Source organism: Candidatus Dormiibacter sp., assembly GCF_050999135.1.
GTDB lineage: Bacteria > Chloroflexota > Dormibacteria > Dormibacterales > Dormibacteraceae > Dormiibacter > Dormiibacter spiritus.
Genome location: NZ_JBPCPN010000014.1, coordinates 1 through 23,137, shown reverse-complemented (window position 1 = coordinate 23,137; position 23,137 = coordinate 1). Strand labels below are relative to the sequence as shown.

The following is a 23,137-nucleotide window of genomic DNA, read 5'->3' as shown; positions in this document are numbered from 1 at the left end:
GCTCTCCAGTCCAGCGAGGAAGATGATGATCTGGAAGCCGAGCCCCTGCCAGATCGTCATCGCCACGATCGAATAGAGGGCCTGGTCGGGCCCGAGCAAGAAGCGCTGCGGGCCGATACCGACCGTGCGCAGCACCTCATTGAAAATGCCATTGGACGCGTAGAGCCAGCGCCAGACCCAGCTGACGGCCACCAGCGAGGTGATGTAGGGGATGAAATAGAGGAGGCGATAGAAACCGACGAAACGGGTCAGCCGTTGCAGGCCGAGGGCGATCAGCAGGCTCAGAATCAGGCTGACCGGCACCGTGACCAGGACGTAGAGCCAGGTATTCCGCATGGCGGCCCAGAAGACCTTGTCGCCACCGAGCTGCTGGAAATTTTTCAGCCCGACGAAGGGGTGTTCCAGGGCGATCGGATCCCAATCGTGCAGGCTGACGTTGAAGGCGTAGAGGGTGGGGGCGATACGGATCAGCAGAAAGAAGAGGATCGGCACCAGCAGGAAGGCGTAGGCCGCGACCCAGCGGCGTTTCTCCAGGGAAAGCTTCATCGGCACCTCCGGGGGCGCACGCGGCAATAACGGTGCGGGGGGGGGGGGGGGAGGGACCCCCCCCCCCCCCCCCCCCCCCCCCCCCCCCCCCCCCCCCCCCCCCCCCCCCCCCCCCCCCCCCACCCCCCCCCCCCCCCCCCCCCCCCCCCCCCCCCCGCTCCCGAGCAGAACAGCCGAGCATGGCGTCGATGGCGGCATCTGTCATCGGCGGGTGAGTGCCGAGAGCTATCAGGTAGTCAAGCTGGGCGGCCGCTCCGGCAAGGTGACCGGTCAGCACGCGGTAGAGCAAGGGGATGGGAGCTGTGCGCGTCCCATCCGGGATGATGACGAGCACCTTGCGACCGGCCAGGTTGAGGCGCCCCAACCCCTCCGCGATCAGATCTTCCGCTCGGTGCTCCGGCAGCGGCTCGGACACTGAACCACTGCCGACAAGTCGGAGGCCATCAACGCTCTGCATAGTCAGAGCTTCAGCTTAAGAGCGCCCTGCGGGATGACCGTCCCTGGCGGCAGCCAGCCCACTTAAACGACGAAGAGGCCGCCCGGTCCGGGCGGCCTCCTTCAGGTCTTGCCTCTCGCTAGACGGCCCGCCGACCGACGACGAGGTTGTAGATGATCGCGATCACGGCGAGAACCAACAGAATGTGGATCAGGTCGCCCCCGACGTGGGCCACCAAGAACCCGAAGAGCCAGAGAACCACCAGAACCGCCACGACGATCCAGATAATGCTTGCCACTGGAGACCTCCCTAGAGTGCCTTGAGCACCATAAAAGCTGACAACATCATCATCACTATATGCTATGTCCCACCGTTATGTAAAGTAGTGGGACGGGAACTCGGCGGCGGGCCCTGGGAACTTCCCAAAGTCGAGCCGTAATGTGATGGCTCCGGGCCACGGATTCGAACCGTGAACCTTGCGGTTAACAGCCGCCTGCTCTACCGTTGAGCTAGCCCGGATCCGTGCCGACCCCTGATTCTAGTTGAGATCCCTGGAACACTAGCTCGGCTGCAGGGTGCCGTTCAGGGCTTCCAGCAAGGTTGGCAGGTCCCGCAGGCGACCTGCGCGGTGCGCATCCCGCAGGCTCTGGTACTGCGAGAGCACGTCCACGAAGCCCTCGCCCACGTCATAGCCGTGGGCCCAGAGGATCTGGCGGCCGGTCGGGTGTCTGTCGAGCACGTCGCGGATGCTGGAATCGAGCCCGAACTCAGGCACCCGACCGGCCCTCCACCGCGGGCGCCGGAGCTTGCGGTTGGACCGCCACATGGTGACCGTGCCAGAGGGCTGGCACGCCGGTCGGGGCATCCCCTTCGTAGGTGAGGCGCAGGGCCCAGCGGCCGTCGACCAGTGCCGGGGCGGCGGTCAGTTTGCCTTGATAGCCGCCGTCCTTGATCCGCTGGACGAGGGGGACCGCGTAAAGGGCCAGAGCCGTGGGCTGACGGAACGTACTAACCCGGCCGCCCTCGCTGGCTCCATCAACTCCTGAGGTAGCAGAGCCCACGAAGTTCGGTCTGTTGAACTCCATCGCCTGCATAGCCTATCGAGCGCCGCGCCCACCTGACCAGCCCTGGACTGCTGAACGGCGATCCACCCATCGATGGCCAGCGCGAGCGGATGTCGAAGCGACCAATTCAGGCCGGGCTGGGGCCGGTCGGGTCTTTGGCCACCGCGATGATGGCGTTCGCCGCTGCTTCAAAGCTGAGGCGGCCCGTATTCAGCACCAGGTGGTAATGCGCCGGGCTGAGCGGATCGGCGCCGAAGAGCTGCTTCACGTACGCGACGCGGTTGGCGTCGACCTGCCTCACCAGCCGCCGCGCATCCTCCACCGAGAGTGCACTCGTCTCGCAAATGTGGGCAGTCCGCACCCCGAAGGGTGCGATGATGAGCACGTTCAGCAGGTCCCCGTGATCGCGCAGCACGAAGCCGGCGCCCCTGCCCACGATGACAGCATTGCCTGTCGCGGCGGCTTCCCGGATGACCTGCTGGGTGATCTCCAGCACGGCTCTGCGGGTGTCTGGCGCCACCTCGCTGAAGGGTGGCGTCCACGCAGCCGCCTCGGGTGGGGCGGCGAACTCCACCGAGGCGGACCCGAGCGCGCGGAGCATCCGGTTGAGGAAGCTGCCGGCGGCCTCCTCGTGCTCTTCCACCTCTTCGTCGGAGAGCTGCAGCCGCCGCGCGACCTCGGAGAAAATCTTGCGATCGACCAGCTCGGCGCCCAGCTGAGTGGCCACCAGGCCGCCTACTGTTTCGCCGCCGGCGCCGAACTCGCGGCTGATGGTGATGACTGGCATCCGTGCTTAGGCTGAGATCACGGCACAGCTCACGAAGAAAGGCTGCCGGACTTATTCGAGGTAGTCGCGCAGTTTCTTGCTGCGCGAAGGGTGACGGAGCTTGCGGAGCGCTTTGGCCTCGATCTGGCGAATCCGCTCGCGCGTGACGCCGAAGCGCTTCCCCACCTCTTCCAGGGTTCGCTGATGGCCGTCGATGAGGCCGAAGCGAAGCTGGAGTACGCGCCGCTCTCTGGGCGTCAGGGTGTCCAGGATGTCCTCCACCTCGTTGTGCAGCATGGTCAGGGAGGCGGCGTCGCTGGGAGCCGTGGCCTCCTTGTCCTCGACGAAGTCCCCAAGGTGGGAGTCGTCCTCCTCGCCGATCGGCGTCTCCAGGGAGACGGGGTCCTGTGAGACCTTGATGATCTCGCGCACCCGCTCCGAGGAGATACCCATCTCCTCACCGATTTCCTCGTCCGAGGGCTCGCGGCCCAGCTCTTGGAGCAGCCTGCGGGAGACCCTCACGAGCTTGTTGATGGTCTCGACCATGTGGACCGGGATGCGGATGGTTCGGGCTTGATCGGCGATTGCCCGGGTGATCGCCTGCCGGATCCACCACGTGGCGTAAGTGGAGAACTTGAAGCCCTTCTCGTAGTCGAACTTCTCCACCGCGCGGATCAGGCCCATATTCCCTTCCTGGATGAGGTCCAGGAAGGACATGCCGCGTCCAATGTATTTCTTGGCGATGGAGACGACCAGCCTCAGGTTCGCTTCGGTGAGGCGCTGTTTGGCGAGTTCCGATCCAGCCTGGATGGCCTTGGCCAGCTCGACCTCGTCAGCGGCGGTGAGCAGGTTGACCCTACCGATCTCTTTCAGATACATGCGGACGGGGTCGTCCAGCGAGACCGAATCCATCATGGCGATCTCGAGCTGGGTCTCCTCGTCGACATCGTCCTTGTCGTCGAAGTCGCCGGGGCTGGCAGAGATCTCGATCCCCATCTCGGTGAAGGCCCCGAAGATGCGGAAGGCTTGATCAGGATTCCCCGCATCGAACTGGGGAAAGCCGTCCATCACCTCGTCCGGGCTGAGGAAGCCCTGTTCCTTGCCCTTGACGATCAGAATCTCCGCCTGCTGGATCAGCAGGTCTTCGAGTCGAGGTTCCGCCTTTTCTTTGGTCTTAGCCAAATCTGGTCTCCAACCCTCAAGCTTGCCGCTGACTCAGCGCCACCGCATATTCCCGCGAAAGCGCTTCGACGGCTGCTTCGTCCCCGCGTCGCTCGGCTTCGAGAAGACGCCCAATTATTGCGGATCGCCGCCTGGATGCGGCGGCCTGCGCGATCCTCTCGATGAGCTCCTGCACCAGTTCGTCGTCGCAGCGCGGCGGCGCTGCGGCCCAGGCTCGCCACACCAGGTTCTGCTCCTCGGGCGGAAAGTCCGGTAGCCGCCGGCGCAGGGCTGCGACGCCTCCTTCCGATAGCGCGTCCAGCACGCGCACCAGCGCCTCCCGATCGTCAGGCTCAATCTCGTTCAGGGGCAGCTTCTCAGCCACGAGGCGGGCGGCGTCGGGACGCACCGCCAACACCTGAAGCAGGTGGGCCAGGCGGCCCGAGAGCCGATCCGCCTGTGGTCTGGCCGACGCAGGGTCGTTCCCAGCCGGCTGGACCGGGGAGCTGTTCGGGCCGTCCGGGCGCTGCGAGGAGGCGCGGCCCGGCTTGCGCTGGGCGGCGGGAGCTGTGAGCAGCTTGGGATCGATGCCGAACCAGATCGCCGCCTCCTGGCGGACGCTTTCGGCCACGGCCGGCTCCGGGATGCGCGCCAGGACGCCGTGGATGCGGGCCACTGCCACCTCGACGTCCGCCGGGCGGCTGGGGCTCAGATCGGCGATCTCCTCGCGGATCCAGTGTTCCCAACCCGGCCGCGCCTGGGCCAGGGTCTCCCCCCAACTGCCGCCCGAGCGGAGGTACTCGTCAGGATCCTTGGCTGCTCTGGGAAGGCGGGCGACGCGGACGTGAAGGCCGTGCCGGGCCGCCAGCTCGGTCGCCCGCTGGGTGGCCTGGCGACCTGCGGAGTCCTGGTCGAAGACGAGCACCAATTCGTCCGTGTAACGCCGCAGCAGGCGAACCTGATCTTCGCTGAGCGACGTGCCGGAGCTCGCGACCGCGTTCTCGACGCCGCGCTGGTGACCGGTGATCACATCGAACTGGCCTTCCATGAGCACCGCGTGGCCGCGCTCCTCGATGACGGGACGCGCCAGGTCAAGGGCGAAGAGTACGCGAGATTTGCTGTAGACCTCGGTTTCGCGGGTGTTGATGTACTTGCGCTGCTCGTCTGCCAGCACCGTCCGGCCTGTGAAGGCGAGGATGCTGCCGCGCGCATCTCGAATCGGCACGACGAGCCGCTGCTGGAACGCATCCAGCCCGTCCCGCCGGACGAGTCCTGCCTGCTGCGCGTCGGCTGCTGAGAGTGACCGCTTGCGCAGGTAGGCCGAGAGCCCGCTGCCGCCTGGCGCATAGCCGAGGCCGAACCGAGTGGCGACATCGTCCTCGATCTCTCTTTGCTGGAGCAGCTGGCGGCCTGGCTCACCGGCGGGGAGGCTGGTGAGAACGTACTGGTAATACTTCCCGGCCAGCTCGTTGAGCTCGATCAAGCGGCGGCGCAGCTCGCTCCGGCGACGCTCACCAGGCGCCCGCTCGGGAAGTTCGACACCCGCGGTGTCGGCCAGCATGCGAAGGGCTGCCGGGAAGTCAACCTTTTCAATGCGTTGGACGAAATCGAAGATGTCACCGCCCTGCTGGCAGCCGAAGCAGAACCACGATTGCTTCTGTTCGTTGACTGCGAAGCTGGGCGTCTTCTCCTGATGGAAGGGGCAGAGTCCTACCCATTCCCGGCCCTGCTTGCGCAGGGGAACGTGCTGACGGGCGACGTCAACGAGGTTGAGACGCGCACGAACCTGCTCCACGGCGTCGTCAGCACGCAGCGGCGGCATGAGGCAGCCAGTATGCCTTCAGCCAGCGGCGAGGCCCCATGGGCGAAGCAGCGGGCGGCGACTCGTGACTTCACCGCTCACATCACGCGTCCCATGCGATCGGAGTTGTACTCGCTGACCCAGACGGAGCCGTCCTGGCCGGCGGCGATCTGATCCGGCCAGGCCCCGGTGGCGACCGCGTCCTCCTGCACCTGGCCGCTCGCCGGATCGAGTCTGCCCACCCGGCTGGCTCGGCTCTCGGTGAACCAGAGCTTGCCGTCGGCAGCGGCAACGATGCCCTGCGCCCCGACGCCTCGGCTCACAGGGTGGTGGCCGACGGTGCCGTCGAGCGCAACCCGGTCGATGCGGTCTCCCGACAGCTCAGCCACCCACAGTGCTTGGTCGGGGCCTACGGTCAGCCCGATCGGGTCCAAGTGGGAACCGCCCAGGGCGATCTCGGTGACCTGACCTTCAGCCGTGATGCGGCCCACTGCGTCGCCGCCATCCTGAACCACATGGCGCCGTCGGGCCCTGCCACCATCTCGGTCGGCGCCTTCCCGCTGCCGGGCAGAGAGAAGCCCTGGAAGTGGCCACCTGGGCGCATCACGTCGATCTGGTTGCCGGCGTACTCAGTGAGCCAGAGGTTTCCCGCCGGATCGAAGGCCATCCCCGCCGGCTGGCGATTGCTGAACTGCCCTGGCAGGTTGCACTCCACTACGTGTCCTTGGGCATCGATGGCTGCGACGGCGTCGCGGGACCGCTCCGGAAACCAGAAGCTGCCGTCTTGTCCGACGGCGCCTTCCCAGCCGAGTCCGCTGGCGGGCAGCTGGAATTCGGTCAGCTGGCCCCCCTGCAGGCGAGCTATCCGGTTGGCGCCGACCCCAAGGGTCCACACGACGCCGTCCCGAGCGACGCTGATCCCGACTGGGCCGCTGCCTCGAGTGAGCGCGTAGCCAGGCTCGGGCGCGACGGCGGCAGTGGCGAGGTGGGTGCTTGGCGCGGGGATGCTGAGGGGCCGGCAAGCCGCCCGCGGGCTCGGCGAGGCGGGCTTCTGCGACGAGGCTGGAGCCGAGCCGCCACATGACACCGCGAGAACCGCCAGCGCGGCTAGCAGCCGGCCCGACGCGCCGAGCCAGTCCGGCCGAGCCCACCTCGCCATTCCCTCAGTATTCTCCGCCCTGAGCCGGAGTGTGAAGACCGTTTGTGAAGACGGCGCCTTGGCGCTGGGCCGGCATCATGGGCTTCACCGCCGACGAGCTGCCGATGGTCGGTCCCTTGCACCGGTCGGCATCTGCTTTAGTCCAAGCTGGGAGTCTGCCGCGCGCGTACGGTGACAGAAGGTATCAGCTGTGCCCTGGAGCATCTTTGGCCGACTTCGCGCTCGCAAGGAACTCGAAACGCAGGCCGCCGAGGCGGTGCAGATCGAGATTCGAAACGCGTCGACCCGCAAGCAGGCCGTATTCGGCCTCCTGGTGGTGGCCGCCCTCGTGCTGGTCCTCATCTTGGTGCGCGACGTCATGGGCCCCTTCGTACTGGGCGGCGTGCTTGCCTTCGTTATCGAGCCGCTGGTCGTCCGGTTGACTCGCATCGGCCTCTCCCGGCCACTGGCAATCCTGGTCACACTGCTCGCGATCTTGCTCGCACTGGCCGGACTGTTCGCGCTGCTGGTGCCCCTGTTTACGACTGAGATCCCGCTGCTTCAGGCGCAATCGGCAGGGCTGGCGGATACTGCTCAGGGACAGCTCAGCAAGCTGGCAGGGTCGGCCCCGGTGATCTTCGGCTACCGGGTTGACCTCTCGGGCACTGCCCAACTGCTGGGCGCGCGGGCGGAGGGGTTCTTGCTTGGCCAGTTCGGCAACGCCCTGAGCTTCGCGGTCGCCGCCCTGGGAACCTTCTTCCAGATCGGCCTGCTGCTGATCATCACCTTCCTGGTCTCGCTCGACGCCCGTCGCATCAACCGCTTCCTACGCAGCCTCGCGCCGACGGAGTACCGACCGGACGTCGAGGCGATCCTGGCCGAGGTCAAGCGGATGCTCTACGGGTACGCCAAGGGTCAGCTGGTGGTGGCGGCGCTGATCGGTCTGGTCTCCGGACTGGCGGTCTGGGTGATCGGGCTCAAGTACGCCCTGGCGCTGGGTTTGCTGGCGGGAGTGACGGCCCTGGTCCCCTACCTCGGCCCCTTTCTGGGGGCCATCCCGGCGGTCGTGGTCGCACTCTCGATCGGCTGGCAGCAGGCGGTCGCGGTGGTGATCGCCTACGTGTTGATCGGCACCATACTGCTGAACGTCGTCTACCCCAAGATCGTCGGCGGCGCCGTCCAGCTACCGCCGTTGGTGGTCATCGTCGCCCTGGTGGCCGGGTTCAGCCTGGCCGGAGTGCTGGGCATGTTTGTGGCGGTGCCGATCGCAGCCACCGGCCGGATCGTTTACGACCACTTCCGCCTCCGGCTGTTCGGCCCCACGGAGCCGGATGGTCAGTTCAAGGCAGCGGCTCCAGCCGCCGCAGCGGTCGTAATGACCGACGTACCCCTCGAGGCGCCCCCTCAACAGAGCACAGCCGCCTCACCGGACTGCTGAGTTTCGTAAGGAGGGTTGGAGGAGCCAGGGCGGACTGCGCTGGGTCGCGTCCGACAGTGTCGCCTGTCGCGGCCATGTCCTCGCCCTCCTGACCGCCTCCTGGGCACGCGCCAGCTGGCGCACCTCGCGGGCCCCGACAGCCTGATCTCGCGGTGGATGGCCATCGCGAAGCCTGGAGTAGACCGGCGATGGAAGCGCCGAGTATTCTCCGCCCTGAGCCGGAGGGTGAGACCGCCTGTGAAGACGGCGGGCCCCGGCGCCAGGGCCGTCCGCCCCAATCGTTCGCGGCCGACCGTGCCCCAACCGTTCGGCCCACCAGCCGCCAGCCGGAGGCGGCGCCGACCGTTGTGAGCAGCGTTCGGAGGACTGGTTCTCCCTGCCCCGGCGTAGGTTATTCTGGCCTAAGTCGACGGTTCGGCGGCAGAGGGATGGCAGATACATATGCGGCCCCGGATCCCAGCCAAAACGTCCCGAGGGGTGTCAGGCAAGCGGATCTGAGGCAGGATCAGGCGGGTGACTCCAGCGCGGAGGAGGTGCTGTCGGCTCTTTATGAAGCCGAGTATGCACCCTTGAACCGCACGATCCAGCGGATCGGCCTTGACCCCAGCACCGCTCAGGACGTCGTGCAGGAGGCGTTCGCCAAGGCGCTCCGCAGCTGGAACCATCAGGCGGACGTGAGCTCGACCAAGCCCTGGGTCTACCGCATAGCCATCAATACGGCCATTGACCAGCTGCGGAGCGGCAAGCTGCGCGGGATGCTGCCGCAGCGGATGTACGTGCCGCAGGGGAGCCAGTTCGATTCGTCCGAAGCGCGCGATCTGACCGGGACTTTGATGCAGGGACTGACTCCGCAACTCCGCGCGGTGGTGGTCCTCTTCTACTTCCAGCGCTTCCGCCACGAGGAGATCGGGGAGATGCTGGGCATTCCCCGCGGCACTGTGGCCTCCCGACTGCACACTGCGATGCGCCACATGCGCGCCCGGGCTGACGAATTGGCTGAACGAGAAGCCAGTCTGGAACGTGGAAGTTGATGGATAGGGATGGCAATGAGTGACGACGCGGCGTTTGAATCGTGGCTGGAGCAGACTGTCCAGCGCGAGACTGGGGCTTTGCCGGCGCCGCCGGCGGACTGGGCGGCTGTCGTGTCGCTTGCCGGCGGTATGGCCGCGGCAGGCGGCGCGGCCTCGGCTGCAGGCGGGGGCGGCAGGGATGTCTCGGGGGGCGCTGTCGGCGCCGCCGGGCCCCTGAGCGGACCGCTGGGGGTGCTCCTGGCTGTGGCGACCACGCTGCTGCTCGCTGGCGGGGCACTGTGGGGCTGGCACGCCAGCGGCGGGTCACTGCCCGGCTTACCCGGCAGTCCCAGATCGAACGCGACCAGCCGCCATGAGCCGCCAAGCGGTGGGCCAACGATTCCCGGGCCGGCGACATCCAACTCACCTTCCCCCCAGCCCTCGGCCTCTCCTTCTCCGCCAGGTCCATCACCCGAGCCGACGCCCGTGCCGAGCCCTGGAAGCGGCCAGCCGCCGACCAACGGGGGCAACTCCGGCAACTCGGGCGACTCGGGCAACGGTTCGGCGACGAATCCATCGACGAACAACCCGGCGGCCAATCCAACTCCCGCGGCAGGCCCACAACCCTCACCAACACCTACCGTGCCGCCGGCCCTGACTCCTACTCCCACACCCACTCCGGCCGCCAATCCAACGCCTACGCCGACACCGACATCGACACCCGCCCCAACCCCAACCCCGACGCCGACCCCAACTCCTACTCCTACCCCGACGCCCAGCCCTTCACCTACAGCGAGTCCAAGCCCGACGCCCAGCCCAACTCCTACTCCAACCCCCACGCCCAGCCCTTCACCTACACCCAGACCCAGCCCGACGCCCAGTCCCTCACCGACACCCACGCCGTCGGCTGACCTGGCCGCCAGCCTCACCCTGATCGCCAACGATGATGGTCAAGTGGTGTTCGTACTGACTGTCAAGAACAACAACGGCCCCTCCACCGCCACCGGGGTGCTGGTGATCAGTTCGGCGCCCGGCGCTCACTTCGTCTCCGCCCAGCCCTCCCAGGGAAGCTTCAAACTCGAACCCCGGCGCTGGGATGTCGGCAGCCTGGCTCCCGGCGCGGCGGCCACGATGAAGGTGACGCTCAGAGCTCTGGTGAGCCTCGGCTCCCTGCGCATCTCGGCGGACGTCAGCTCTGCCGTAAGCGATCCCAACGCCCACAATAATCACGTCGAGCTGGTGGTGAAGCTGTCCCAGGTGCAGGGCGCGGCAGCCGCCACGCCCGCGCACTCGAACCCAGTTCCCATGGTCCTGAGATGGGCAGGGGAGGCCCTCAGGCCCTTGGTTGCCCGGCTCAGCTCACTTGGGCGACCTCAGGCCGTTAACTGCGTGGCTCAGCTCACTTGGTCGTCGGGCTCAGGTCACTTCGTCGAGTCGGCCCGCTCGGCCGCCACCGCCTGCGCCGCGGCCAGCCGGGCTACCGGCACTCGATAGGGCGAACAGGAGACGTAAGTAAGGCCCAGCTCGTGGCAGAAGGCGATCGAATCGGGGTCGCCGCCATGCTCGCCGCAGATGCCGACCTCCAAGTCCGGCCGGCTGGCTCGGCCTTCCTTCACAGCCAGTGCCATGAGGCGGCCGACACCCGGCCTGTCTATGGTCTCGAACGGATTCACCTTGAGGATCTTCTGCTCCAGATAACGCACTATGAAGGCTCTCTCGGCGTCGTCGCGGGAGTAGCCAAAGGTGGTCTGGGTGAGGTCGTTGGTGCCGAAGGAGAAGAACTCGGCCTCACTCGCTATCTCGCCAGCGGTGAGCGCCGCGCGCGGGATCTCGATCATGGTGCCGAACTTGTAGTGGACCTCGACACCCTTCTCCTCCTGCACTGCCTTGACCACCGGCAGAAGCTCGGCCTTCACCGACTGCAGCTCAGCCAGGGTGCCCACCAGCGGGATCATTATCTCCGGCCGGGGGTCTGAACCCTCGCGCTTCAAATCGCAGGCGGCCTCGAGGATCGCCCGCACCTGCATGCGGGTGATCTCCGGATAGAGGATGGAAAGACGCACGCCGCGCAGTCCGAGCATGGGGTTGGCTTCACGCAGCGACTCGACCCGCGCCATCACCTTCTCGAGCTCGGCGAGTCGCTCGGGCTCGCGGCCTGTGGCGCGCAGCTCTGAGGTTCGCGCGACCAGCTCTTCGTAGTTGGGCAGGAACTCGTGCAGCGGCGGATCGATGAGGCGGATGACCACCGGCAGGCCGCTCATCGCCTGCAGGATGCCGTGGAAGTCGCCCCGCTGGATGGGGAGCAGCTGGGCCAGGTACTTCTCGCGCTCCGCTGTGGTCTCGGCCATGATCATGGCCCGGACGATCGGCAGCCGCTCCTCCTCCATGAACATGTGCTCGGTGCGGCAGAGGCCGATGCCCTGGGCTCCGTTCTCCCGCGCCTTCTCGGCGTCGCGCGGATAGTCGCCGTTTGCCCACACCTCCAGCTTGCGGATGCCGTCGGCCCAACCCAGCAGAGTCTGGAAGTTGCGCGAAGGCTTGGGCTCGATGGTGGGCACCTTGCCCAGAAAGACGTTCCCGGTGGTGCCGTCGATGGTGATCTCCTCGCCCTCGCTCACCTTCGCGCCGCCGGCGCTGAGCGTCCTCGCCTTCAGGTCCACAACGATCTCGCTGGCGCCGACTATGCACGGCCTGCCCATGCCCCTGGCGACCAGGGCCGCGTGGCTGGCGGTGCCGCCGGTCGAGGTGAGGATGCCGCGGGCGGCGATCATGCCGTGCACGTCGCTGGGATTGGTCTCGACCCGGACCAGGATGACCGCCCGGCCCGCCTGCCCCCACTCCTCCGCCCGATCAGCGTCGAAAACGGCTTCGCCGGTGGCGGCGCCCGGTGAAGCGGGCACGCCCTTGCCGATCGGCTCCGCCTTGGCGGAGGGATCGACCCGAGGATGGATCAGCTGCTCCAACTGGCGGGGCTCGACGCGGGCGACGGCCTCCTCCCGGCTGATCAATCCCTCCTCGACCAGAGCGACGGCTATGTTGACGGCCGCCTCGCCTGTGCGCTTGGCGCTCCGGGTCTGCAGCATGTAGAGCTTGCCCCGCTCGATGGTGAACTCCAGGTCCTGAACGTCGCGGTAGTGCTGCTCCAACTTGCCGGCATAGTCCTGGAACTCGCGAAAGACTTCGGGCATGCGCTGGCCGAGGGCGGAGATGGGCTCGGTGTCGCGGATGCCGGCGACCACGTCCTCGCCCTGTGCGTTGAGCAGGAAATCGCCGTAGAGCTGGCTCTCGCCGGTGATCGGATTGCGGGTGAAGGCGACGCCTGTGCCCGAGTTCTCGGCCATGTTGCCGAAGACCATCATCTGTACGTTGACGGCGGTGCCGAGATCGTCGGGGATGCGCTCCAGGCGGCGGTAGGCGACGGCGCGGGGAGTGTTCCAGGAAGCGAAAACTGACTCGATGGCTCCCCGCAGTTGGTGCTTGGGATCATCGGGGAAATCCTCGCCCGTCTCCTTCGCGTAGATTGCCTTGAAGGCCTTGACCAGCTCGCGCAGCTGGTCCGGCGCGAGCTCGGGGTCGGTCTTGACGCCGGCGTGCTGCTTCGCCTCGGTCAGAGCCTCCTCGAACCTGTCCCCGTCGATGCCCTTGACGATCTTGCCGTACATCTGAATAAAGCGGCGGTAGGCGTCGAGGGCGAAGCGCTCGTCGCCGGTCAGCTCGCTCTGGGCGCGCAAGGTGCGCTCGTTGAGGCCGAGGTTCAAGACCGTATCCATCATGCCGGGCATCGAGAACTTGGCCCCTGAGCGGACGCTTACCAGGAGCGGGTTCTGCTCATCGTCGAAGCGCTTGCCAGTCTGCTCCTCCAGGCTCAAAAGCGCGGCTTCGACCTGACCCCAGAGCTCAGCCGGGAACTTGCGGCCGCCCCTGTAGTACTCGCGGCAGGCTTCGGTGGTGATGGTGAAACCGGGGGGCACCGGCATGCCTGCCCGCGTCATCTCGGCGACCCCGGCGCCCTTGCCGCCCAGGAGGTCGCGCATATCCTGGGAGCCCTCTTGGAAGAGATATACGAACTTCTGCTTGATTGCGGTGGCCATGCTCTAAGTTTGCCCCCTCCGATCCCTCAAGCGCGCGAGGACTGTCAGGGGCCCCGGCCAGATTGGCGCATGGTTCCCCCGCCGGGGGCGACAAACTGCGGAGTACACCAGCCCGGAGGCCACTCAGCGGACGCTGAGGTCGAAGATGACCACCCAGTACTGGATGGACTGGACAGCCAACCCCGTGAAGATCATCACCGCGCCTACCAGGCCGAGTCGGCGTGCGGGCAGGCGGTCCGCCCACCGCTCCACTCGGGGCGTGGTGCTGCCCACCACTACGCCCGCGACCCAGGAGACGATCCCCAGCCGGACTGCGAACTGGATGGCGTAGCCCGGGCCCGCGCCGGCCCCGATGCCGGCGATCAGGGCGGCAACCGCTGTGACGCTCGCCCGCACAGCCTGCGCCCTGGCCACCTCAAGGCGAAACCTCGTCCCGTTCTCCGACGGGTAATCCCGCGCGACAGAAAAGCGCAAGCGATAGACGATCAAGAGTCCCACGGCTGTAATGACGCCTAGCAGGAGGCCGAAGCGTGCCCCGTTGAGCGCCCACCCGGCGACGCCGAAGACCGCCCCCCGGGCAACTGCGAAGAGCAGGCTCACAGTCTCGCCTCGCCGGAGCCCGAATTCGACCCCGAGGAGTATGCCGAGCCCCACACCCGCGATCGGGCCGAAAGGGGCGAAGAGCCCGGCTGTATAGAAGGCGCCAAACACCACTGCGTAGGTCGCCGCCCGCATGATGGTGCGCAGGGGACCGCGGGGGCCACCGAGCAGGTCATAGGCCAGGTACAGGCCTCCCATCAGGTCGAAAGCGACCCCGAGCACTCCCAACCACGCCAGCAGGTACCGGCTGATCACTTCACTCTCAGTGTGCTGAAGTCCACCGTGAGTGCCATAGGGGGGTCAAGCGACGGCCAGTGACCCGTCAACAGGACGCTGGAGGTCACCTCCTGCGCCCATTTTCCAAACGGTTCACTGGAACGGATCGCGAGAAGCGGTCAGTCCCGGCCCGATGCGTGGTCACAGACTCCCAGAGTCCGAACGGCTTAGCCTGCTTGGCGGTGAACTGGAAGACATTCCTGGAGACATTCGTGACCCTCTTCGTCATCATGGATCCGATCGGCACGGCCCCCTACTTCATCTCGCTCACCGCCGGCCGCAGCCCGGCCGGTCGCCGGCTGGCGGCCATCCAGGCCGCCGCCGCGGCTGGCATCCTGGTCGCCGGCTTCGCCCTTTTCGGGCGGCTGCTGCTCGACTATCTGGGCGTCTCTGTGGAGGCCCTCACCATCGCCGGCGGCTTCCTGCTCCTGCTCCTCGGCCTGCAGATGTTCCGCGGCCAAGAGATGGAGCACGGCGCCACCACCAACATCGCGATGGTGCCGCTGGCAACGCCCCTGCTGGCTGGCCCCGGAGCGATCGCTGCGATCATGGTGCTCTCCGGCCGCAATCCTGCTGTCATCGATCGCCTCAGCGTCATTGCTGGTGTGGCGGCGGTGGTGCTGGTCATCGCGATCGGCCTGCTCTTGGCTGATCTGCTTGCTCGCCTGCTCCGCCCACCGGCGATCAGTCTGCTGACCCAGGTGCTGGCGCTGCTGCTCTCGGCCCTGGCCGTGCAGCTGATAGTGGAGGCGGTGACGAGCCTGGTCAGACATGGCCTCTGACCGCCGGCGCGGGCTGTACGTGATACCGACGGGCGGAGGGGACCGCCTACGGGGCCCAGTCGGGCACGTCCGCACCTCTCAGCGGCGGACATCGCAATCCTGAAACGAGACGCGCCGGGCTCTAAGGCGCTGGCACGGCGGTGCCGGGGCGCGGCGCTCAGGCCGCCGTGGCGACGAAGTAGTGGCCCTGATCCAGATCGGCGACCAGTCCCGGCCCCGACGGCTCCCAGGAGAGCAGCTCGCGGGTGAGGGCGCTGGAGACCGGCATGTCGAGAGCGAGGAAGCCGGCGAGGAACCCGAACTGTGCCTCGGCCAGCTCGGCCGTGATCGAGGTGACCGGCAGGCGGAGGCCTCGCCCGATCGCCTCGGCGACATCGCGGATGGCGACGCCGTCCTCCCCCACCGCGTGCAGCACAGACCGGGCCGGCGCGCCCTCGATCCCGAGTCGGACAAGACGGGCGGCATCGGAGCGATGGACCGCGGGCCAACGGTTGATGCCCTCGCCAATGTAGGCCGCCGAGCCGGCAGCCCGGTCGGCGGCGACGATCATGTGCATGAAGCCCTTGTCGCCGTCCCCGTGGACGGTCGGGGCGAAGCGGACGCTCATCGAGCGCACCCTGCGCTCGGCGAACGCCAGCGCTGTGCGCTCGTTGAGAATCCGGCCGCCCGGCCCGGGGAACGGCTCTGCCATGTCACGCTCGGTGGCGAGCGTGCCCGGCTTCAGGCCGGCGACGCCGGAGGCGATCGCCAGCGGCCGATCGCTCCCGGCCAACGCCTCGCCGAGCGCCTCGATCGCCGCCCGGTCCGAACCGACGGCGGTCTCGAACTCGCCGGTGAAGGCGATGTCGTGGCGGAACGCAAGATGGACGACACCGTCACTCTCGCGGGCCGCCTCGCGCAGCACGTCGAGATCACCGATATCGCCACGGCGAACCTCGGCGCCGGCGGCGGCGACGGCCTCCGCGGACGCGTCGGAACGAGCAAGGCCGAGGACCTCGTGATCCGCGGCCAGCAGCTCGGCCACGACGGCGGAGCCGATCCAGCCGGACGCGCCGGTGACAAATATGCGCATGGGGTTACCTCCAGTCGGGGTGCGTCCGCCCCGGCGCGGACGCAAAGGTGGCGCAGGGCGCTGGAGACGCTGTAATGGCAGTTGCTGTCGTCAGCGTACCATACAATAACAGCGGCTGTCATCGCTGTAGCATGCCACCCATGGGTCGCTGGGAGCCGAATGCCCCTGGGCGCCTGCAGCAGGCGGCGTTCGAGCTCTACACCGAGCGGGGCTACGACCAGACCACCGTGGCCGAGATCGCGGCGAGCGCCGGACTTACCGAGCGCACGTTCTTCCGCCACTTCGCCGACAAACGCGAGGTGCTGTTCGAAGGCGGCGACCGCTTCCGCGCCACGCTCGTGGACGCGGTCGACGCCGTACCCCCGTCGGCGACCACGCTGGAAGCGGTAACGGCGGGGCTCAAGGCGGCCGGTTCCGTGTTTCCGACGCCGCAACTCGTCCGCCGCCGCCAGGCGTTGATCCTTGCCAACCCGGAGCTGCAGGAGCGCGAACTCATCAAGCTCGCGTCACTCGCCGCGTCGCTCGGCGAGGCGCTCCGTCGGCGTGGGATGCCGGACACAGCCGCCGAGCTCGCCGCCGAGACCGGCGTCGCCGTCCTCCGGATCGCCCTCACACGGTGGATCGAAGATCCCGTCGAGCGGCCGTGGGAGGTCCATGTCAGCGAGGTGATGGACGAGCTGCGCCGCATCACCGCCGAGCGCAGCGGCGTCGCACATGGCCTGAAGCGATCCATGGGCAGCGGGCGCGCAAGGGCCGAGGCGTCCGCAGTGCTCGGCTGAATCCCCAACTTCCGACAACCAAGCCAGCCTCGCCAGGAAGTCCGCGCGCCTGGCGTCGCACCGACGCCTTCTCCACCCAGCGGCCGCGCCCGGCTGGAGAAAAACCTATCGACGAGGCATACGCTAGCAGCGTAGTTCGTCCGAGAACGCTAAGCCCTCGGCGTGCCGACACCGGACCATGCCCTGTTCCGCTTGACATCGGGTCACGTCGGTGTACCCCGAAACGCCGACACGCTCAGTGCTGGCCAAGGGGCAGGAATGAGGTCGACCTCGACCCTCAGGGCGGGAGGGCCGGTCCTACTGGGCGTAGACGTCGCCATTCGGTTGAACGGTGATTTGGAGCTTGGTCAGCGGCGTGGGCGCCGGTCCACCCAGCACCTGGCCGCCGTGTGCCGCGTCGAACGCGGCACCGTGACAGGGGCAGACCAGCTGGCGATCGTTCGCCTGGTACTGAACTGTGCAGCCGGCGTGCGTGCAGACCGCGTCGTAGGCAACCACCTGGTTGCCGCCGAGGTCCACCAGTACAGCCGCGTCGCCGCTCTTGGGGTCCTGGTAGTCCAGGCTGCCACCGCCGCTGCGAATCTGGTCGAGCGAGCCGATCAACTTCGCGCCGGCCGGCGGGCTGCTGGCCGGCGAGCTGGCTGAAGGCGAGCCGCCGAGAGAGGGCGTCGGCTGGGCGCTGGGAACAGCAACCTGGCCGCTGCCCGCCGCGCTCGGACGACCGCGAGGAAGCAGCGCGAGCAGCCAGACCGCAGCGACGGAAGCGCCACCCAGCTGCAGCAGGAACCGCCGCCGAGCGAGATCGATCGGAACGCCTTGGCGGCCGGACAGCGGCCGCCGCTGCAGAGTCAGCACACCGAGGTCACCGGCCAGCGCGATCGTAAGCCAGGCGACTGTGTAAATGCTGTCAGAGCCGAGGAAATACGGCTGCACCGACCAGCTGGCGGTCAGGAAGAGGACCGCGCTGAGCATTGCCCCCAGCAGGGCCGCCCACCTGGTGAAGATGCCAAGGACCGTCATGAGGCCGATGGCGATCTCGCCCAACATCACCGTCAGGCCGACCGGGACCGCCAGGGGTATGGCCACGGCAGTGAGGAGGAATCCGATCGGGGAGTGACCCGCGTAGCCCTGCAGCTGGGTCCCGATGAAGGTGCTGCTGCCGGGACTCAGAAAACCCGGATCGCTGAACTTCTGCAGACCTGCGTAGATGAAAGTGACTCCCAAAAACAGGCGGAGCGGAACTGTGGCGTAACGCAGCGGGTCAGACCGGTCGGGGCGCACAAACCGGCCCCGAGCGGGAGCCTCTGACGGCGACTCAAGCCTGCGGGGCTCCTCAGTTGCGAGCGGGGCGGTCTCGGGGGGACGGCGCTGCTTCTGCCGACGGCGGCGGGCCACTGAGCAACAGGCTAAGGGCAACGAGAGGACGGGCCGGCTGACAGATCGAAAGTCGGATAGGTTGATGGGATGACTGAGAGCACCCGGCTGACGCTGGAAGAGACTCGGCGGCTGGGCGAGCAGATCGGCATCGATTGGTCGAACTCACCCTTTGGCGTGGAGCAGTTCCAAGCCGGCATGGAGGTTGAGTTCGAGCACGGCTCCCATGACCCAGCCACAGATGTGACGCATGATGATCCGGTCCTCACCGGGAAGATCGCTCTCGCTCACCTGAAGGAGTTCCCCGACTACTACGTCCGGCTCGAGCGGATGGAACGAGAGGCGAAGGAGCAGCAAGGGTCGGGCTGAGCTCGCGCCGAGCAATCACCTGAGGCGAGCATCCCCGGAAGCGTTGGCGGAGCGATGCTCCAGACGCGAGGCGCCGCATTGCCCCAGCCCGGTCGGTAAGTTACGTCGGTGGATCGGGGCCGGCTGGAGGCGTTCAGCGACGGTGTGTTCGCGGTGGCCATCACCCTGCTGGCGCTCAACCTCGTGGTTGCGGGGCCCGGTCACGGTCCGCTGCTGCGCCAGCTGGTCGACCACTGGCCGTCATTCGTCTCCTACTTGATCAGCTTCTTCATCATCGGCATCATCTGGGTCAACCACCACGCGCTCGTGAGGAACATCGCGGTAGTCGATCGGACGCTGCTTTTCTTGAACCTCGGGCTGCTGCTCTTCGTCGTCCTCATACCGTTCGCCACCGGCACGATGGCCGAATACCTCACCAGCGGTGATCAGGACGCCAAGGTGGCGACCGCCCTCTACGGGGCGGTCTTCGAGGGAATGTCGGTGAGCTTCGCGGCGATCTTCGCCTGGTCGCTGCGCGAGGGAAGGACCCACCGGCCGGTGCCCCAAGAAGCCCGCCGGACTGCCTGGTGGCGGTTCACAATCGGGGGCCTGGTCTACCTGCTGGCGATCGGGGTGGCCTTCATCAGCGCGCCGGCGGCGCTGGCGATCATCGGCCTGGTAGCCGTCTACTACGTCTTTGAGCGGACCCCGGGCACAGCTTCCTGAGCCGAGGTCGGCCCGGCGCATCGGTTTGGGGGCGAGCAAACGGTATCGTGCGGACGTGTTCCTGAGCCCTCCCCACTGCCCAGTCCAACTGTCGCCGAAAGCTTCCTCGGTATGACCGCCAACCACCTCAACGGAGCGCTCAACGGCACGGTGGTCCTGGTAACCGGAGCCTCCAGCGGCATCGGCGAAGCCACGGCTCTTGCCTTCTCCCAGCTCGGGGCAGGGGTGGCGATCGCCGCTCGCCGCACTGAAAGGCTGGAGGGTCTTGCCGCCAGGCTCCGCGACCAGGGGTCGAAGGCACTGGTGGTGACCGCCGACGTCACCGATGAGAGCCAGGCGCAGGCGACAGTTGAGCGCACGGTGTCCGAGTTTGGTCGCTTGGACACCCTTGTCAACAACGCGGGAGTTATGCTGCTTGGCCCGGTCGTGGGGGCGTCGATTGACGAATGGCGGCGGATGGTGGACATCAATCTCCTGGGTCTGCTCTACTGCTCAAACGCAGCTCTTCCGCATCTGCTCCGCGCGGCTGAGGATGGTCCAAGGCGGGTCGCCGATATGGTGAATGTCAGCTCGGTCGCGGGGCGTGAGACACGCAGCGGGAGCGGTGTCTACAACGCGACCAAACACGGTGTCGGGGCGTTCAGCGACGCGTTGCGAAAGGAAGTCACCACCCGCCACGTGCGGGTCTCGCTGGTTGAACCGGGAGCTGTCAAGACCGAACTCGCCAGCCACAATCGGCCCGAGATCCAAGAAGGCATGCAGGAGCGCTTCGGCAGCATCGAGCGCCTCGAGGCGCACGACATCGCCGACGCCATCACCTACATCGTCTCCCGCCCGCGGCATGTGGCGGTCAACGAGGTGCTCATTCGTCCCACCGAGCAGGAGTGATAGCAGCGATCTCCGCCGAGATGTAACCGGCCGAGTTAGCCGCCCTTCACCTGAGTCGCGACGACCTGTCTCGGATGCGCTTCGACAGCCTCGCTCACCGACTGAGCCGGGAGACCGTCTACGTGCGGGTCAGACGGGCTGCTTGCATCGGCGCTTCAGGCCCTGGGCTTCCAGGCCGACATAGCGACGCACCATCCGCCCGGTGAATGGGCTCAGCAGCGCTGCCACGGGACGGCGCTGCCCGAGGTCAGGGTAACTGTCGGGTGGGAGTCGCGGTCGGCGATGGCGCCCGGGAGGCCGAGCCCGAGGGTGAGAACAGTTGAGCGGCACGAGCAAAGTGAGGATCGTCACAATTGATAACGCCGCCCTCTCGCCAGTCATAGGAGGAAGTCTGCATGTCTTTACTCAGCGAGCTGAGCGCAAGCATCGCCTCGGGCTCGGTGGAAGTGGTGGACCTGACAGCTCCGCTCTCGGCGACCACCCCTGTCATCCAGCTGCCTGAGCCCTTTGTCAACACGCCGGGGTTTACCCTTCACGAGCTGAGCCGCTACGACGAACGCGGCCCGGCTTGGTACTGGAACGCCATCACCGTCGGCGAACACACCGGCACGCATTTCGACGCGCCCAACCACTGGATCACAGGCCGGGACCTGCTCGCGGTCGGTGAGGTGCCGCCTCGCCAGCTGGTGGCTGCGGCGGTGGTCATCGACAAGAGCGCCGAGGCCGCCGCCGACCCGGACTTCCTGCTCCAAGTCGAGCACCTGAAGCAGTGGGAGTCCGAGCACGGACCGCTGCCGAACGGCGGCTGGTTGCTCATCCGCACTGGCTGGGACGCCCGCTCCAACGATCAGGCGGCATTCATCAATGCTGACGACAAAGGTTCGCACACGCCAGGCTTCTCGCCCGAGTGCGCCCAGTGGCTGGCGGAGGAGGCGCCCATCATCGGCGTGGGCGTCGAGACGGTCGGGACTGACGCCGGCGGGGCTCACAGCTTCACACCGGCGTTCCCCGCTCATCACTATCTGCTCGGCGCCGGCAAGTACGGCCTGACCCAGCTGCAGAACCTGGCCCGGCTCCCACCCAGCGGGTTCCTCCTGATCACCGCGCCGCTGCCCATCCAGGGCGGCTCCGGCAGTCCCTCCCGCATCCTCGCTCTCGTCGAGCGCTGAGCCCTTCCATGCCCACTGTGGCGGAGGAGATCGGCCGCACCCTGACCGATCTGGGCGTTCGACAGGCGTTCGGCTTGATCGGCAGCGGCAACTTCGACCTCTCCAACGCCCTCACCGCGCGCGGCGCCCGATTCGTGACAGCCCGCCACGAGACGAACGCGGTGATGATGGCCGACGCCTACGCCAGGGTCACCGGCGAGGTGAGCGTGGTCACGCTGCACCCGGGTTGCGGATTGACCAACGCCATCACAGGCGTGACCGAGGCCGCCAAGAGCCGAACCTCCCTGTTGGTGCTGGCGGGCGACACCGCCCAGGCTGCTGTTCGCTCGAACTTTCGCATCGACCAGGATTCCCTCGCCATCTCAGTGGGAGCGCTGGCCGACCGCGTCTACGGCCCCGCCTCCGCGGTGCAGGACATCTGCCGCGCCTATCGCCGCTCAAAAGAGGATCGGCGCACTGTGGTGGTGAGCGTGCCGATGGACGTCCAGGCAGCGCCGGTGACTGGAGAGTACCGGGTTCCAACTCGGTCCTCAATCCCTCCGCCGCATCCCGACCCGACCACAGTGGAGCGTGTGGCTGACGTGCTCTGCTCCAGCCAGCGGCCGCTGCTGATCGCCGGTCGCGGAGCTCGTGGCCAGCGGAGCGCGCTGGAACTTCTGGCCGAGAGAACTGGTGCGCTGCTGGCCACCACTGCTGTGGCCCGAGGCCTCTTCTCCGCCAACCCCTGGAGCCTCGACGTCTCAGGCGGCTTCTCGTCACCCGGAGCGGCGGAGCTCATCTCGGCTGCAGACGTGGTTGTGGCCTTCGGCGCCGCGCTCAATATGTGGTCGACCCGACACGGCAAGCTGCTCGGCAATTCGGCAACTGTGGTTCAAGTCGACCTGGACGTCGATGCGATCGGCTCCCACCAGCCCGCCGACATCGGCGTGATCGGCGACGCCGCCGCGACGGCCACCGCTCTCTGTGCCGCGCTGGATCAGCGGTCTGCCAAGCCCAGCCGCCAGCGGACGCCGGAGCTGGCCGAACGGATCCGGGCAGCTCGCTGGGCCGAGGTGCCGTATGACGATGTGAGCACCCTCGACGCGATCGATCCCCGCACGCTGACCGTCCGCCTGGACGAGATCCTGCCGAGCGAGCGTTCGGTCGCCGTCGACTCCGGCCACTTCATGGGCTGGCCTGCGCGCTACCTGTCAGTGCCGGACGAGCAGGGTTTCATCTTCAGCCAGGCGTTCCAGTGTGTCGGCCTGGGGCTCGGGACCGCCATCGGCCTGGCGGTGGCCAGACCGGACCGGCTGACCATCGGCGCCCTGGGCGACGGCGGCGCGCTGATGGCGTTGGCTGACCTTGAGTCGGTGGCGCGGCTGGATCTGCGCATGGTGGTGCTGATCTACAACGATCAGGCGTACGGCGCGGAGGTCCACCACTTCGGTCCCGACGGCAAGCCGCTGGAGCTGGTTCAGTTCCCGGACACCGACTTTGCCGCACTCGGTCGGGCGGTCGGCCTGGCCGGAGTGACAGTCCGGACTCCGTCCGATCTCGTGCAGGTCGAACAGTGGCTGCAGAGTGGCGCCCAGCGGGCCCTGGTGATCGACGCCAAGGTGGTGCCGACGCTGGTGGCAGATTGGCTGGAGGAGGCCTTCCGCGGTCACTGAAACCTGACCGGTTCCGGTCC

At 67.4% G+C, this 23,137-nt stretch carries 24 protein-coding genes and 1 tRNA gene; 11 read left to right on the top strand and 14 right to left on the bottom strand.

Going from position 1 to position 23,137, the window contains the following annotated elements; genetic code table 11:
- Positions 1 to 546 (bottom strand): carbohydrate ABC transporter permease (locus tag ACR2MZ_RS03655; protein ID WP_434003712.1); only part of this gene is annotated, 546 nt, incomplete at its 3' end.
- Positions 547 to 757: 211 nt separating this feature from the next.
- Here ACR2MZ_RS03655 and ACR2MZ_RS03650 point away from each other — a divergent pair.
- On the top strand, positions 758 to 964 hold the full coding sequence (locus ACR2MZ_RS03650; RefSeq protein WP_434003711.1) for a hypothetical protein: 207 nt from the start codon (positions 758 to 760) through the stop codon (positions 962 to 964).
- Between the two features lie 157 nt (positions 965 to 1,121).
- Here ACR2MZ_RS03650 and ACR2MZ_RS03645 read toward each other — a convergent pair whose 3' ends face one another.
- The 9 genes from ACR2MZ_RS03645 to ACR2MZ_RS03605 form a co-directional block, all read right to left on the bottom strand.
- Positions 1,122 to 1,280, bottom strand: coding sequence for a lmo0937 family membrane protein (locus ACR2MZ_RS03645; RefSeq protein WP_434003710.1), 159 nt, complete (start codon positions 1,278 to 1,280; stop codon positions 1,122 to 1,124).
- A 146-nt stretch (positions 1,281 to 1,426) separates the two neighbouring features.
- A tRNA-Asn gene (locus tag ACR2MZ_RS03640) sits at positions 1,427 to 1,501 on the bottom strand.
- Positions 1,502 to 1,541: 40 nt separating this feature from the next.
- Positions 1,542 to 1,757, bottom strand: coding sequence for a hypothetical protein (locus tag ACR2MZ_RS03635; RefSeq protein ID WP_434003709.1), 216 nt, complete (start codon positions 1,755 to 1,757; stop codon positions 1,542 to 1,544).
- The gene (locus tag ACR2MZ_RS03630; protein ID WP_434003708.1) at positions 1,750 to 2,067 is read right to left on the bottom strand and encodes a hypothetical protein; all 318 of its coding nucleotides are present in this window, start codon (positions 2,065 to 2,067) and stop codon (positions 1,750 to 1,752) included. The genes ACR2MZ_RS03635 and ACR2MZ_RS03630 overlap by 8 nt, the downstream gene beginning before the upstream one ends.
- Positions 2,068 to 2,173: 106 nt before the next feature.
- Positions 2,174 to 2,833: a cytidylate kinase-like family protein gene (locus ACR2MZ_RS03625; RefSeq protein ID WP_434003707.1), complete on the bottom strand. Its 660-nt coding sequence runs from the start codon at positions 2,831 to 2,833 to the stop codon at positions 2,174 to 2,176.
- A 51-nt stretch (positions 2,834 to 2,884) separates the two neighbouring features.
- Positions 2,885 to 3,952 carry an RNA polymerase sigma factor RpoD gene (gene rpoD, locus ACR2MZ_RS03620; RefSeq protein ID WP_434003713.1) on the bottom strand — a complete coding sequence of 356 codons (1,068 nt, stop codon included), beginning with the start codon at positions 3,950 to 3,952 and terminating at the stop codon, positions 2,885 to 2,887.
- Between the two features lie 58 nt (positions 3,953 to 4,010).
- Positions 4,011 to 5,795: a DNA primase gene (gene dnaG / locus ACR2MZ_RS03615; protein WP_434003706.1), complete on the bottom strand. Its 1,785-nt coding sequence runs from the start codon at positions 5,793 to 5,795 to the stop codon at positions 4,011 to 4,013.
- Between the two features lie 77 nt (positions 5,796 to 5,872).
- On the bottom strand, positions 5,873 to 6,265 hold the full coding sequence (locus tag ACR2MZ_RS03610; protein WP_434003705.1) for a Vgb family protein: 393 nt from the start codon (positions 6,263 to 6,265) through the stop codon (positions 5,873 to 5,875).
- Positions 6,190 to 6,933: a Vgb family protein gene (locus ACR2MZ_RS03605; RefSeq protein ID WP_434003704.1), complete on the bottom strand. Its 744-nt coding sequence runs from the start codon at positions 6,931 to 6,933 to the stop codon at positions 6,190 to 6,192. Before ACR2MZ_RS03605 ends, ACR2MZ_RS03610 begins: the two co-directional genes overlap by 76 nt.
- Before the next feature lie 190 nt (positions 6,934 to 7,123).
- Here ACR2MZ_RS03605 and ACR2MZ_RS03600 point away from each other — a divergent pair, with 190 nt between their 5' ends.
- From ACR2MZ_RS03600 to ACR2MZ_RS03590, 3 genes are all read left to right on the top strand, one after another.
- The gene (locus ACR2MZ_RS03600; protein WP_434003703.1) at positions 7,124 to 8,350 is read left to right on the top strand and encodes an AI-2E family transporter; all 1,227 of its coding nucleotides are present in this window, start codon (positions 7,124 to 7,126) and stop codon (positions 8,348 to 8,350) included.
- A gap of 428 nt (positions 8,351 to 8,778) precedes the next feature.
- Complete coding sequence (locus ACR2MZ_RS03595) at positions 8,779 to 9,381, top strand: RNA polymerase sigma factor (protein ID WP_434003702.1); 603 nt, start codon at positions 8,779 to 8,781, stop codon at positions 9,379 to 9,381.
- A 936-nt stretch (positions 9,382 to 10,317) separates the two neighbouring features.
- On the top strand, positions 10,318 to 10,854 hold the full coding sequence (locus ACR2MZ_RS03590; RefSeq protein WP_434003701.1) for a DUF11 domain-containing protein: 537 nt from the start codon (positions 10,318 to 10,320) through the stop codon (positions 10,852 to 10,854).
- On the opposite strand, the gene ppdK is transcribed toward ACR2MZ_RS03590, so the two are convergent.
- Together ppdK and ACR2MZ_RS03580 are read right to left on the bottom strand one after the other, a co-directional pair.
- A complete protein-coding gene (ppdK, locus tag ACR2MZ_RS03585; RefSeq protein ID WP_434003700.1) occupies positions 10,782 to 13,451 on the bottom strand; it encodes a pyruvate, phosphate dikinase in 2,670 nt (889 codons plus the stop codon). The genes ACR2MZ_RS03590 and ppdK overlap by 73 nt on opposite strands.
- A 123-nt stretch (positions 13,452 to 13,574) precedes the next feature.
- Positions 13,575 to 14,306 (bottom strand): hypothetical protein, encoded by a 732-nt coding sequence (locus ACR2MZ_RS03580; RefSeq protein WP_434003699.1) that lies wholly within the window; start codon positions 14,304 to 14,306, stop codon positions 13,575 to 13,577.
- Positions 14,307 to 14,509: 203 nt separating this feature from the next.
- On the opposite strand from ACR2MZ_RS03580, the gene ACR2MZ_RS03575 reads away from it, so the two are divergent.
- The gene (locus ACR2MZ_RS03575) at positions 14,510 to 15,109 is read left to right on the top strand and encodes a MarC family protein (protein WP_434003698.1); all 600 of its coding nucleotides are present in this window, start codon (positions 14,510 to 14,512) and stop codon (positions 15,107 to 15,109) included.
- Positions 15,110 to 15,266: 157 nt separating this feature from the next.
- Here the strand turns inward: ACR2MZ_RS03575 and ACR2MZ_RS03570 are convergent, their stop codons facing one another.
- Positions 15,267 to 16,181, bottom strand: coding sequence for an SDR family oxidoreductase (locus ACR2MZ_RS03570; protein ID WP_434003697.1), 915 nt, complete (start codon positions 16,179 to 16,181; stop codon positions 15,267 to 15,269).
- Between the two features lie 140 nt (positions 16,182 to 16,321).
- Here ACR2MZ_RS03570 and ACR2MZ_RS03565 point away from each other — a divergent pair, with 140 nt between their 5' ends.
- Positions 16,322 to 16,960 (top strand): TetR/AcrR family transcriptional regulator, encoded by a 639-nt coding sequence (locus ACR2MZ_RS03565; protein ID WP_434003696.1) that lies wholly within the window; start codon positions 16,322 to 16,324, stop codon positions 16,958 to 16,960.
- 297 nt (positions 16,961 to 17,257) lie between these two features.
- Here the strand turns inward: ACR2MZ_RS03565 and ACR2MZ_RS03560 are convergent, their stop codons facing one another.
- Positions 17,258 to 18,241 (bottom strand): TQO small subunit DoxD, encoded by a 984-nt coding sequence (locus ACR2MZ_RS03560; protein WP_434003695.1) that lies wholly within the window; start codon positions 18,239 to 18,241, stop codon positions 17,258 to 17,260.
- Positions 18,242 to 18,424: 183 nt separating this feature from the next.
- Between ACR2MZ_RS03560 and ACR2MZ_RS03555 the strand changes: the two genes are divergently transcribed.
- From ACR2MZ_RS03555 to ACR2MZ_RS03535, 5 genes are all read left to right on the top strand, one after another.
- A complete protein-coding gene (locus tag ACR2MZ_RS03555) occupies positions 18,425 to 18,703 on the top strand; it encodes a DUF5661 family protein (protein WP_434003694.1) in 279 nt (92 codons plus the stop codon).
- A gap of 108 nt (positions 18,704 to 18,811) precedes the next feature.
- Positions 18,812 to 19,408 (top strand): TMEM175 family protein, encoded by a 597-nt coding sequence (locus ACR2MZ_RS03550; RefSeq protein WP_434003693.1) that lies wholly within the window; start codon positions 18,812 to 18,814, stop codon positions 19,406 to 19,408.
- A 111-nt stretch (positions 19,409 to 19,519) separates the two neighbouring features.
- Positions 19,520 to 20,296, top strand: coding sequence for an SDR family NAD(P)-dependent oxidoreductase (locus ACR2MZ_RS03545; protein ID WP_434003692.1), 777 nt, complete (start codon positions 19,520 to 19,522; stop codon positions 20,294 to 20,296).
- 395 nt (positions 20,297 to 20,691) lie between these two features.
- Entirely contained in the window at positions 20,692 to 21,465 is a 774-nt protein-coding gene (locus tag ACR2MZ_RS03540) for a cyclase family protein (RefSeq protein ID WP_434003691.1), read from the top strand.
- A gap of 8 nt (positions 21,466 to 21,473) precedes the next feature.
- The gene (locus ACR2MZ_RS03535; protein ID WP_434003690.1) at positions 21,474 to 23,117 is read left to right on the top strand and encodes a thiamine pyrophosphate-binding protein; all 1,644 of its coding nucleotides are present in this window, start codon (positions 21,474 to 21,476) and stop codon (positions 23,115 to 23,117) included.
- The last annotated feature ends 20 nt before the right edge of the window (positions 23,118 to 23,137 follow it).